At 68.3% G+C, this 12232-nt stretch carries 11 protein-coding genes; 8 read left to right on the top strand and 3 right to left on the bottom strand.

The window, feature by feature from the left end; all coding sequences use genetic code 11:
- Positions 1–25 precede the first annotated feature (25 nt).
- The 6 genes from RIE31_07135 (at position 26) to RIE31_07110 (ending at position 7122) form a co-directional block, all read left to right on the top strand.
- On the top strand, positions 26–619 hold the full coding sequence (locus RIE31_07135) for a DUF3035 domain-containing protein (protein MEQ8640361.1): 594 nt from the start codon (positions 26–28) through the stop codon (positions 617–619).
- A 175-nt stretch (positions 620–794) separates the two neighbouring features.
- The gene (locus RIE31_07130; GenBank protein ID MEQ8640360.1) at positions 795–2123 is read left to right on the top strand and encodes a pitrilysin family protein; all 1329 of its coding nucleotides are present in this window, start codon (positions 795–797) and stop codon (positions 2121–2123) included.
- Positions 2120–3469, top strand: a complete 1350-nt coding sequence (locus RIE31_07125) for a pitrilysin family protein (GenBank protein ID MEQ8640359.1) — start codon at positions 2120–2122, stop codon at positions 3467–3469. Before RIE31_07130 ends, RIE31_07125 begins: the two co-directional genes overlap by 4 nt.
- 49 nt (positions 3470–3518) lie before the next feature.
- A complete protein-coding gene (locus RIE31_07120; protein ID MEQ8640358.1) occupies positions 3519–4868 on the top strand; it encodes a glucose-6-phosphate isomerase in 1350 nt (449 codons plus the stop codon).
- Entirely contained in the window at positions 4865–6730 is a 1866-nt protein-coding gene (gene mutL / locus RIE31_07115; GenBank protein MEQ8640357.1) for a DNA mismatch repair endonuclease MutL, read from the top strand. The genes RIE31_07120 and mutL overlap by 4 nt, the downstream gene beginning before the upstream one ends.
- Before the next feature lie 8 nt (positions 6731–6738).
- On the top strand, positions 6739–7122 hold the full coding sequence (locus RIE31_07110) for a hypothetical protein (GenBank protein MEQ8640356.1): 384 nt from the start codon (positions 6739–6741) through the stop codon (positions 7120–7122).
- A 19-nt stretch (positions 7123–7141) separates the two neighbouring features.
- On the opposite strand, the gene rsmD is transcribed toward RIE31_07110, so the two are convergent.
- Positions 7142–7771, bottom strand: coding sequence for a 16S rRNA (guanine(966)-N(2))-methyltransferase RsmD (rsmD, locus tag RIE31_07105; GenBank protein ID MEQ8640355.1), 630 nt, complete (start codon positions 7769–7771; stop codon positions 7142–7144).
- A complete protein-coding gene (locus tag RIE31_07100; protein ID MEQ8640354.1) occupies positions 7728–8603 on the bottom strand; it encodes a pseudouridine synthase in 876 nt (291 codons plus the stop codon). The genes rsmD and RIE31_07100 overlap by 44 nt, the downstream gene beginning before the upstream one ends.
- A gap of 228 nt (positions 8604–8831) precedes the next feature.
- On the opposite strand from RIE31_07100, the gene RIE31_07095 reads away from it, so the two are divergent.
- Entirely contained in the window at positions 8832–9314 is a 483-nt protein-coding gene (locus tag RIE31_07095) for a nucleoside deaminase (GenBank protein MEQ8640353.1), read from the top strand.
- Positions 9315–9338: 24 nt separating this feature from the next.
- On the opposite strand, the gene purD is transcribed toward RIE31_07095, so the two are convergent.
- Positions 9339–10613 (bottom strand): phosphoribosylamine--glycine ligase, encoded by a 1275-nt coding sequence (purD, locus tag RIE31_07090; GenBank protein ID MEQ8640352.1) that lies wholly within the window; start codon positions 10611–10613, stop codon positions 9339–9341.
- Positions 10614–10710: 97 nt separating this feature from the next.
- On the opposite strand from purD, the gene xseA reads away from it, so the two are divergent.
- Positions 10711–12228: an exodeoxyribonuclease VII large subunit gene (xseA, locus tag RIE31_07085; GenBank protein MEQ8640351.1), complete on the top strand. Its 1518-nt coding sequence runs from the start codon at positions 10711–10713 to the stop codon at positions 12226–12228.
- The last annotated feature ends 4 nt before the right edge of the window (positions 12229–12232 follow it).

Genomic DNA, 12232 nt, shown 5'->3' with positions numbered 1-12232 from the left:
TGGCCCAGGGAAAGGCGATGCGAAGGTGACCATTCAGACACGCAATCAGCCATGGCGGACCGGGTCCCGCACGGGTGCTCGTCTCGCGGTCGTGCTGGCCGGTCTGATGCTTCTGGCGGGATGCGGTGGTGTACGTCAGGCCATCGGCATCGGCGTCAAGAACCCACCGGACGAGTTCCAGGTGGTGCGCCGCGCGCCGCTGGTGCTGCCGCCTGACTATAGTCTGCGTCCGCCGGTTCCCGGCGCGTCCAGGCCGCAGGAGGGCACGGCCCAGCAGCAGGCGGCACGGGCGTTGACCGGCAGCGACGGGACGACCGCGTCTGAACCCCTGCAGTCCGGCGGCACCGAGGCGATCCTGGCCCGCGCCGGAGTGGCCTCGGCCGACCCTGATATTCGCCGGACCGTGGACCAGGAAACCGTCGAGCTGATCGAAAACAGCGGCCGTTTCTTTGACGCGCTGATCTTCTGGCAACCGCCGGCCGATCCGGCGGTGACCCTCGATGCGGAGGCGGAGGCGGTGCGTCTTCGCCGCAATCAGGCGCTGGGTCTGCCTCTGTCGGAAGGCGAGCTGCCGACCATCACGCGCAAGCGCAAGGCCGTCTTTGAAGGTATCTTCTAGCGGCCTCCGGACGCCCGGCTTCTAGCGTCCTCCGGACGCCGGCGTGGCTCCGCCTCCGCCTCTTGTGACCGACTGTGGCGCGCTGCGCCGTAGACCGTTGGCGGCAAGGGCCTATCATCAAGCCATGCGGTTGCAGACTCTGTCTCTCCTTCACGCCGTGTGGCGATGCCTTGGCGTGCTGTGCCTCGTTGCACTGCTCGCCGCACCGGCGGCGGCCAGCGACCCCTGGTTGCCGGCGCAAAGCGCCACTCTCGACAATGGCCTGACTCTCGTGGTCGTACCGATGCATCGCGCACCGGCGGTGACTCACATGGTGTGGTACCGGGTGGGTGCCGCGGACGAGCCGGCCGGGAGCAAAGGTATTGCCCATTTGCTGGAACATCTGATGTTCAAGGGCACGCCGGCCAATCCCGACGGCACATTTTCACGGCAGGTGGCGCGTGTCGGCGGGCGCGAGAACGCCTTCACCAGTCAAGACTACACGGCCTATTTTCAGACCGTGGCGGCGGACCAGTTGCGACTGGTCATGACACTGGAGGCTGATCGCATGGCCAATCTGGTGCTGGACGACGATACCGTAGCGCCGGAGCGTCAGGTGGTCCTCGAGGAGCGGCGCCAGCGGGTCGACGCCAGCCCCGACGGCCGGCTGGCCGAACAGATGGACGGGGCACTCTATGCGACCCATCCTTACAGCATTCCGATCATCGGACCAGCCGACCAGATCGCCGCCCTTACGGCGGCCGACGCCCTGTCCTTTTACCGACGCTGGTATGACCCGGCGAATGCGGTGGTGGTGGTGGCCGGCGACACCACGCTGGACGAGGCTCTGAGCCTGGCCCGACAGACCTACGGGCAGGTGGCAACGCGCTATGGACCAGGCGGCGCGCCGCCGCGCCAGCGTCCGCAGGAGTCCATGGCCAGCGGGTCTGCAACGCGGGTCAGCGTAGAGGATGCGACGGTCGGTCAGGCCAGTTGGCGGCGGCGCTATCTGGCGCCGGCCTATAGTCAGGGGGCTGCGGCACCGGCCCTGGAGGTGGCGGCCTATGCCCTGGGTGGGGATACGGCCAGCCTGCTGCATCGTGTGTTGGTTCTTGAGGAAGGCCTCGCCCTCAGCGCCGGCGCCAGCTACACCGGCGAGCAACTCGACAGCGGCACATTGACCCTGTACGCGACGCCGGCCGATGGTGTCAGCCTGGATCAGGTTGAAGCGCGCATGGACCGGCTGCTGGAACAGGTGGTGCGGGACGGCTTTACGGACGATCAGGTCAGGCGCGCGCAGCGCCGGCTGGTGGACAGCACCGCCTATGCTCTGGACAGCTTGTTTGCACCGGCCCGCATTGTCGGTAGTGCCCTGATGACAGGGCAGAGTCTGAGCGATGTGCTGGGCTGGCCGGACGCCATCCTGGCAGTCGACCGGCCGTCAGCCGAAGCGGCCTTCGATCAGGTGTTGCAGCACAACCGCAGTGTCACCGGTGTGCTGTTGCCGGCGGCGACAGGACCATGAGTCGCGCTCGCCGGATGCTGGCGACGGTCGTGTCTGGTCTGGTCGTGCTGGTGGCCCTGTCCGCCCCGGCGGCGGCAGAGCCTATCCAGGTGTTGCGCTCGCCGGGCGGGCTGGAGTTCTGGCTGATCGAAGATCATGCCATCCCGGTGGTTTCCCTGACGGTCACCTTCCGGCGCGGTGGTGCGGCCGGCGATCCGGACCCACTGGCCGGCAGGGCGGAGCTGGTTTCGACCCTGCTGGATGAAGGCGCCGGCCACATGGATGGCCCCGCGTTCCAGGAAAGGATGCGCGACCTGGCGGCGGAAATGCGCGCCCGTGTCGGCCTTGATGAGTTTTCCGTGTCGCTGCGCATGCTCAGCCGCAACCGGCAGGAGTCGGTGAAGCTGTTGCATCTGGCCCTCAGCCGACCGCGTTTCGATGACCAGGCGGTTGACAGGATGCGGGCCCAGGCTTTGGCCGGGCTGCGGCGCGAAGCGACACGTCCCGCCGCAATCGCCCGGACCCTGTGGTATCGCACCGCCTTTCCCGATCATCCCTATGGTCGGCCGGTGTCCGGCAGCGAGCAGACTCTGAACGCCATGACGGTGGCGGACCTGCGCGCCTTCGTTGCTGACAGGCTGACACGGGACAGACTTGTCATCGGTATCGCCGGTGACGTGACGCCGGACGAGGCGAGGGGTCTGGTTGATCTGGCCTTTGGCGACCTGCCGGCACATGGCGCCGGTGACCCTCTGCCGCCGGCCGCGGTGGCGGCTGCCGGCCAGACTCTGATCGTCGACCACTCCTCGCCGCAGGCAACGATCCTTACCGGTCAGTTGGGGCTCCGTCGCGATGATCCGGATTGGTACGCGGCCCTGGTCATGAACCACATACTGGGCGGCGGCAGCTTCACCTCCCGCCTCTATTCCAGCGTGCGGGAAGAGAGTGGCCTAGCCTACAGCGTGGACAGTTATCTGGTCGCCTTCGACGAGGTCGGCGTATTGCAGGCCACCGCCGCCACCGCCAATGCGACCGCCGGCGATGCGCTGAACCGCATGCGGGCCGAGTGGCGGCGGCTGGCGACAACGCCGCCAACGGCAGAGGAGGTGGAGGCCGCACAGGATTTCCTGGTGGGCTCGTTCCCGCTCACTCTGACCTCCACCACGCGTATCGCCGCTACCCTTGCTGGTCTGCAGATCGAGACGCTGGGCGCCGATTATCTGCAGCGTCGCGAGGGTCTGATCCGTCGGGTGACGGCGGCGGACGTGGCGCGCGTGGCGCGTCGCCTGTTGCAGCCGGACCGTCTGCTGACCGTGGTGGTGGGGGCACCGGCGGGCGTCACCGGCGAGGTTGTGGACAGCGACTAGGGTTTAGCGGCGGCTGGCCGCGGACGGCCAGCCAGTGCTACCACTAGACATGGCATCCGACAGCGATTTGCCCTACCGCCAGAGCCTGGACCCCTGCTTTGACATGGCTGTCGGCGAGGGCGGGCTCGACCATGACCTGTTCCGGCGCTGGCTGGCACGGACCGGGGACGGGCTGGCCGAACTTCGGGCCGCGGCGGCGTCCCGCACCTGGCCTTTGCTGACCCTGCCGTTCGATGACAGCGATCTGGCCGACCTGGCCGCCGTGACGCGCCATCTGGCCAATACCTGCAGTGACGTGGTGATCGCCGGCATGGGTGGTTCCAGCCTCGGCGGTCGGCTGTTGGCCGGACTGGCAGACCCGCCAAGCCTTTCAGAGCCAGCGGCGGCGGTCAGCGGCCGGCCGCGCCTGCACACCCTCGACAATATTGATCCCTGGACCGCCGATGCCCTGGTGGCGCGGCTCGATCCGGCGACCACCGGCTGGATCCTGGTCTCGAAGTCGGGCGGCACGGCGGAGACCCTGATCCACGCTCTGGCGGTGCGCCGGGCCGGGCCGGGCCGGGCGGGTCCTGTGGTGGTCGTCACCAGCCCCGGCGATTCGCCGCTGGCCCGCTTCGCCGACGCAACCGGGGCAATCCGTCTGGCCCATGACCCGCACCTGGCCGGCCGCTATTCCCTGCTGTCGGTCAGCGGGCTGCTGCCGGCCATGCTGGCCGGCGTGGATGGCCGGGCCGTGCGCGACGGCGCCCGCGCGGTGCTCGCTGAGGTGACCAGCGCCCGCGCGCCGGAGCAGGTGGCGCCGGCGCTGGGGGCGGCGCTCAACGTGGCAATGGCCGAAGAGCGCGGCGTTTCGCAGACCATCATCCTGCCCTATGTGGACCGGCTGGCGCCCTTCGCCCTGTGGTATCGCCAGTTGTGGGCGGAGAGCACCGGCAAGAGCGGCAAGGGAACAACGCCGGTGGACGCCCTGGGGGCGGTTGACCAGCACAGCCAGTTGCAGTTCTGGCTGCATGGTCCGGCAGACAAGCTCTTTACGGTGATCACCGCAGACGTGGCCGGCCTCGGTCCGGCCGCCGACCCGACGCTGGCGCGGGCAGTCGTGGCGCCATGGCTGGCCGGCCGCACGGTTGGCGACCTGATGGCGGCTGAACAGGAGGCTACGGTACAGACGCTGACGGGCCACGGCCGACCGGTACGACGGCTGACCATTGCCCGGCCCGATGGCCGAACGGTCGGGGCGCTGGCCATGCATTTCATGCTTGAGACGGTTCTGGCCTGCCGCCTGTGGCAGGTGGACCCGTTCAGCCAGCCGGCGGTGGACGAGGGCAAGGCGCTCGCCCGCCGCATACTTGCCGGAGAAGACGGCGATGACGAGTCCGGGTCCGGAGGTGGTGTATGACCATTCGCCGATTGCCGGAAACTCTGGTCAACCGTATTGCCGCCGGCGAGGTGGTGGAGCGGCCGGCTTCGGCCGTGAAGGAGCTTGTGGAAAACGCGCTGGACGCCGGCGCCCGCCACATCACCATCCGCCTGCGCGATGGTGGACGCAGTCACATCTCTGTTGCCGATGACGGCGCCGGTATGACGGCGGATGAGCTGGTGCTGGCCATTGAGCGTCATGCCACGTCGAAACTGCCGGATGACGATCTGCTGCGGATTCACACGCTCGGCTTTCGTGGCGAGGCGTTACCCAGCATTGGTGCGGTCAGCCGGCTGACCATCACCAGTCGGCCGTGCGGCAGCGACGAAGCGTGGCGCCTGGCGGTTGATGGTGGTGTCGTGCGCCCGCCGACGCCGGCGGCCCACCCGCCCGGTACCACGGTGGAGGTGGATGACCTGTTCTTCGCGACACCGGCCAGGCTCAAGTTCCTGAAATCGGCGCGGGCCGAGCAGATGAGTGTCATGGACACGGTGCGCCGCCTGGCCATGGCCTTTCCACGGGTGACTTTCCATCTGGAGGCCGATGGCGGGCGTCGGCTATCCCTGGAGGCGACGGATGATCTGGCCAGCGCAGCGGATGACGGCGCCGGCCACGGATACGGCCGGGCCATGGTGGAGCGTCTGGCGGCGATCCTTGGTGTTGAGTTCACCGACAATGCACTGGCGATTGATGCGCTGCGCGACGGACACCGCCTGCACGGCCACATCAGCCTGCCCACCTACAACCGGGCCAGCCCGCAGCATCAGTATCTTTTCGTCAATGGCCGTCCGGTGCGCGACCGGATGCTGAACGGCGCCCTGCGCGGTGCCTATCAGGATGTGCTGGCGCGCGACCGCCATCCGGTGGTGGCGCTGTTTCTCGACGTGCCGGAGACGGAGCTGGACGTCAATGTCCACCCCATGAAGTCGGAAGTGCGTTTTCGCGACGCGGCGCTGGTGCGGGGTCTGCTGGTGGGCGGTCTGCGCCATGCACTGGCGGACGCCGGTTTTCGCGTCTCGGGCAGCGTCGCGGGCCAGGTGCTGGCGGCGTTCCGGCCCGGCGGTGGTGGTGCCGGTAGGGGCTTTGCCTCCGGCGCGCCGGCCTATGGCAGTTTGCGTGAGGAAGCAGCGGTGTTTCAGGCGCCACTGCCGGGCGAGTCGTCAGGTCGCGATCAGGCGGCCGCTCTGTTCAATCCGCCACCGGCGGCGCGCACTCTGGGTGACGATGCGCGGGCCGCCGCCGACAGTGTTGCGGCGGCGGACTTCCCGCTTGGCGTTGCCCGCGGCCAGCTGCACGAAACCTACATCGTGGCGCAGACCGATGACGGGCTGGTTCTGGTGGATCAGCATGCGGCGCATGAACGCCTGGTCTATGAAAGGATCAAGGCGGCACTGGCGACGCAGGGCGTGGCACGCCAGGGTTTGCTGATTCCCGAAGTGATCGAAATGGCGGACGACGCGGCGCAGCGTGTGCTGGTGCGACAGGAGGAGCTGGCCGAGCTGGGCCTGGTGGTGGAGCCCTTCGGCGACGGCGCGGTTGTTGTGCGGGAAGTTCCGGCCCTGCTGGGTGTCACGGATACGGTCGGGCTGGTCAGGGATCTGGCGGACGAGCTGATGTCTTTCGACGAGGCGCTGAGCCTGCGTGACCGGCTGGAACTCGTATCGGCAACCATGGCTTGCCATGGCAGCATCCGCGCCGGCCGTCGCCTGTCGCTGGATGAAATGAACGCTCTGCTGCGCGAGATGGAAGTGACCCCCAATGCCGGCCAGTGCGGCCATGGCCGACCGACCTATGTGGCGCTGGGGCTCAAGGATATCGAACGCCTGTTTGGCCGGCGATGACGGGGCCGATGGTTCCGTGGCCCGGTACCGCCGCCGACTGGCTGCCGCGCACTTTTATAGCCACGCGCGCCCAGACGGGAGATGACCCGGCGGCCGCCGCCGCCTGGCGTCAGGCAATCTGCCAGGCGCTTACGCTCTATGACGGAATTGCCGAAGCGGACGACCTGTCCGGTTATGTCTTTGATGTAACGCTGGAGGTTCATGTGGCGGCAGCGGCTGGCGCGGCAGAGGTCACGCTGGACCAGGTGGTGGACCAGGTAGTGGCGGCCTTGTGTGACCGGCCGGATGGCATAATGCCGAACCGCGCCAGCATCTGGCGGCTGGTAGCGGAAAAACGCGCTGTCGCGGCGACGGACGAAGAAGGGCTGTGGCTGACGATTCTGCGCTACTGAGCCAGGACTCGCCGAATGCTCAGAGGGTGGAGTCCGGTCGCGACCAGCGCAGGATCACCACGTCCGCCGCGCCGTAGCGTCGGCGGCGCAGGACGCCGTAGCCAAGGCTGGTCGCCGCCGCTTCCCAGCCGGTGTCGCCTGTGGCGCATTCCACGGCAATGACCGCCACATCCGCCAGCCAGTCTGCAGCGACGAGCGACGACAGGGCCGGAGCCACCAGCCCCGTATCATAGGGCGGGTCGAGAAAGACCAGGGTCGCCGGCGGCAGATCCGCCGGCCGCCGCCGTAGCCGGCTGGCGTCACCGGGCATGACCCGGGTGCGGACAGAGTCGCCCAATGTGGTGATATTGGCGCGTAACGCCTCCAGCGCCGGGGCCGCCTGTTCGATAAACACAACATGGGCGGCGCCACGGGACAGGGCCTCCAGCCCCAGCGCGCCGGTGCCGGCAAACAGGTCCACGACATTGGCGTCCCGCAGCATGTTGCCTGGTATGTCGCTGGCCAGCTCATGGCCGCCATGGGCCAGCATGTTGAACAGGGCCTGGCGCGCCCGGTCTGCCGTAGGCCGTACGGTCAGGCCGGGCGGCACCGCCAGACGACGGCCCTTATGTCGACCGGCGGTGATCCGCACGCCGGCCTCGCCTGCCATCGGCGCCGTCACTGTCGCCCGCCCGGTTCATGTCAGTGCGACCGGTATCACTAAGATCGCGCGCGGCTTCGCCCAACAGCCGGCCCACTTCCATGGCCAGCCGGCGCGACGAGATTTCCCGCACCTCGCCCGGTTTCAGGCTGCCCAGAGTCCAGGCACCATAGCCGGTGCGGATGAGGCGATTGACCTGCCAGCCGAAGTGTTCGCAGATGCGACGGATTTCACGGTTCTTACCTTCGTGCAGAACCATGGTGAGCCAGGCGTTGGTCCCCTCCTGGCTGTCGATCTTTGCTTCAATCGGCGCATAGCGCATGTCATCGACGGTAATGCCAGCGGCCATCAGGGACAGTTCCGCCGGTGTGACGCGGCCATAGACCCTGACCCGGTAGGTGCGGGCGGCGCCGGTGTCCGGCAATTCCAGATGGCGCGACAGCCGCCCGTCATTGGTCAGCAGCAGCAGACCTTCGGAGTTGATGTCCAGGCGACCGACGGTTACCACCCGCGGCATATGGTCGGGCAGCGCGTCGATCACCGTCGGTCGTCCGTCGGGATCGTTCTCACTAACCACAAGACCAACCGGCTTATAGTAGCTCCACAGACGCGGCGCTTCCGGTGGCTTCAGGGGCTCGCCGTCCACCAGAACCCGATCCTCCGCGCCGACAGTCACGGCCGGTGTGGTCAGCACCTGACCGTTGACCTGGACCCGTCCCTGGGCGATCCAGCGTTCGGCCTCGCGCCGGGAGCAGACTCCCGACCGCGCCATGAGGCGGGCGATGCGCTGGCGGGCGCCGGACTCCGGCGCCGACAAAGCCATTTCAGTTTCGTCGCTCATGGTCACTCCCGGCAGAAGGTTTATCTGTCACTACCATCAGGCCAGCTAGCTTCTTATTATCAAGAAAAGGCTGATTTCCGGCGTTTATTCGGCGCTACCATTAGCGCTACCGGTAGGGCTGGTCGGCGTCCGCCGATGGCCCGGCCGGGCTCTACGCCAGCCTGCGGCCGGGGCTAGCCTGCGGCAGCCGTCGGTGAGACACAAGGGCCCACAGGAGAGGCACACTGTATGACCGCGAACATCCCGGACAGCTCCGACAACAACCATCCTATGGCGCTGGCCCTGGCCGAGGCGCGAAGCGCGGCGGCAGCCGGCGACGTACCGGTCGGTGCCGTGCTGGTGGCGCGCGACGGCCGTATCCTGGCCAGCGCCGGCAACCGGGTCGAGCAGGACAGCGATCCCACGGCCCATGCGGAGCTTGTGGTGCTGCGCATGGCGGCGGCGGCCGGTGGCCGACCGCGCCTGCCCGGGGGCACTCTCTATGTGACGCTGGAGCCGTGCCCCATGTGTGCCCAGGCGATCAGCTTCGCCCGCCTGCGGCGAGTGGTCTTCGCCGCCTATGACCCCAAGGGCGGCGGCATCGAGCATGGACCGCGCCTCTATACCCAGCCCACCTGCCATCACCGGCCCGAGGTGGTGGGCGGTGTGCGGGAAAGCGAAGCGGCACAGTTGCTCAAGGATTTCTTTGCGCCGCGTCGTAGCCAGGCATGACCCGAACCGCGGACCGCTGCTCGATTAGTCCTCGCCCAGTGCCCGCCAGCCGATATCCCGGCGGCAGAAACCGTCCGGCCAGTCCAAACGATCGACCGCGTCATAGGCCCGATCCCGCGCCTGGCGAAGCGTGGCGCCGGTGGCACAGACATTAAGGACGCGCCCGCCATTGGCCAGCAGGCGCGCGCCGTCACGCCGGGTGGCAGCATGGAAGATGGTGATACCTTCGCCAGCCGCCGCCGCGTCGAGGCCGCGGATTTCACTGCCCTTGTGGTAGGCGCCGGGATAGCCATCGGTGGCCATGACGACAACCATGGCGGCATCATCGTGCCAGCGCAGGTCCACATGGTGCAGGCCGCCTTCGGCGACGGCCAGAAGAGCCACCAGCAGATCGCTTTTCAGCCTGAGGCACAGAACCTGAGTTTCCGGATCGCCGAAGCGGACATTGTATTCCAGCAGGTAGGGACCATCGCTGGTGATCATGAGGCCGGCATACAGAACGCCCTGGAAAGGCCGCCCGGCGGCGACCATGGCCCGGGCCGTGGGCCGGATGATGGTCTCGAGGACAGTCTCGGCCATGGCCTCGCTGACCACCGGCGCGGGGGAATAGGCGCCCATGCCGCCAGTGTTGGGGCCGGTGTCGCCCTCGCCCACCGCCTTGTGGTCCTGGGCGGAGGCCAGCGGCAGCACGGTTTCACCGTCCACCAGGGCGAAGAAGCTGGCTTCCTCGCCAGCCAGGAAGGCCTCAACGACAATATCCTGTCCGGACCGGCCAAACTGGCCATCCACCATGCACTGGCGAACGGCGGCCTCGGCCTCGGCTTCGGTCATGGCGATGGTGACGCCTTTGCCGGCGGTCAGTCCGTCGGCCTTGATCACCAGCGGCGCGCCGTGCCTGCGCACATAGTCGAGCGCCGCGGCGGGGTCGTCGAACGTCTGCCATGCGGCAGTGGGAATGCCGGCCTGGCGGCAGATAGTCTTCATGAAGGTCTTGGACCCTTCCAACGCCGCGGCCGCGGCGGAAGGCCCGAACACTTTGATGCCGGCCGCCCGCAGGGCGTCGGCCAGGCCAGCCACCAGCGGATCTTCCGGGCCGATCACCACCAGATCCATGGCTTCGCGTTTGGCAAAGGCGGTCAGCCCGACCAGGTCATCGGCGGCAATGGCGACGCATTCGGCCTGTTCGGCGATTCCCGCATTGCCCGGCGCACAAAACAGGCGACTGGTCAGTGGCGACGCGGCAATGGCCCAGGCCAGCGCGTGTTCGCGACCACCGCTGCCGACGATCAGAACTTTCACGGGCCGGACCGTTGAAGATGCACGCGGGACAGATCGTTCATGGATCGGGCAGGGCGGGTTGGATGCGGGGCAGGCGGAATGCGAACATAGCGCGGCCATGACCGATGAACCACCACCCGGCGCGCCCGCCAACGACGATGATCGCGCCGTGCCCAATCTGCCGGAACTGACGGTCAGCGAACTGTCCCAGGCGTTGCGCCGCACGGTTGAGCAGACCTTTGACCGCGTGCGGGTGCGGGCGGAGATCGGCCGTGTGGTACTCGCTCGCTCCGGCCACATGTACATCACCTTCAAGGACGAGGCGGCAGTGCTGGACGGCGTGTGCTGGCGCGGCACCGTGGCCGGTCTGGCCATGCAGCCGGCGGAAGGGATGGAGGTGGTTGTTGAGGGTCGTCTCACCACCTACGCCGCACGGTCGAGCTATCAGATCGTCGTCGAGCGCATGGATCTGGCGGGCGAAGGCGCGCTGCTGCGCATGATCGAGGAGCGACGCAAGCGCCTGGCCGCCGAAGGGCTGTTCGATGAAGGGCGCAAGCAGCCCCTGCCGTGGCTGCCGGCGGTGATCGGCGTCGTCACCTCGCCGACCGGAGCGGTCATCCGCGATATCCTGCACCGTCTGGCCGACCGCTTCCCGCGGCACGTTCTGGTCTGGCCGGTCAATGTGCAGGGCGAGCGGGCGGCCAGTGAGGTGGCGGCGGCCATTGCCGGGTTCAACGCCCTGCCGCCCGGCGGGCGGACGGCCCGTCCGGACCTGCTGATCATTGCCCGTGGCGGTGGCAGCCTGGAAGATCTGATGGCGTTCAACGACGAGGCGGTTGTGCGGGCGGCGGCGGCCTCGTCCATACCGTTGATTTCGGCCATCGGTCACGAGACCGATACCACGCTGATTGACTATGCCGCCGACCGCCGGGCGCCGACACCCAGTGCGGCGGCGGAAATGGCGGTGCCGGTCAGGGCCGATCTGGCGGTGCGCCTCGCCGAAGACGAGGCGCGTCTGGCCGGCGCCGCCAGCCGTCTTGTGGCCCGCGCCGGCCGCGACCTCGCCGGGCTGGCCCGCGCCCTGCCGGCGCCCGGCCGGGTGCTGGACGGGCTGGTACAGCGGCTGGACGATCTTGATCGCCGATTCGCAGGCGCCAGCGCCGCCGGGCTGCAGCGACGGGCCGAGAGCCTGGCCGGCGGCGACCGTCTGCTACAGGCGGCCATGCGCCGGGTACTGCAGAGCGAGAAGGAGCGCACGGCCCGTGCCGCTGGCGATGTGCAGCGCCTGTGGCGCACGGCCGGCACGGCGCTTGGCCGCCATATGGATCGGCTTGAAGAGCGGCTGGCGCGCGGCGACCGCCTGGCACAGAGCTTCGACCCGCGGCAGGTGCTGCAGCGCGGCTATACCTATGTTTCCGATCAAGCCGGCCATGTTGTGATGAGCGTAACCGGCGCGCCCGTGGGGAGCGGTCTCGATATTCATTTCGCCGACGGCGCGGCGGCGGTACGGGTTGTCGCCACCTCAGGGAAAAGGGACGGACCGCCACCACCGCCAACCGGCAAGCCGGGCGCGGCCCGTTCCGAATCGACCGGTCCCAAATCGGCCGCGCGCGGCAGGCAAGGCCGTCTGTTTTAGAGGA

It is taken from the genome of Alphaproteobacteria bacterium (genome assembly GCA_040218575.1).
GTDB lineage: Bacteria > Pseudomonadota > Alphaproteobacteria > JAVJRE01 > JAVJRE01 > JAVJRE01.
The sequence above is the reverse complement of the archived record's forward strand: the minus strand, read 5'-3'. Positions and strand labels throughout refer to the sequence as shown.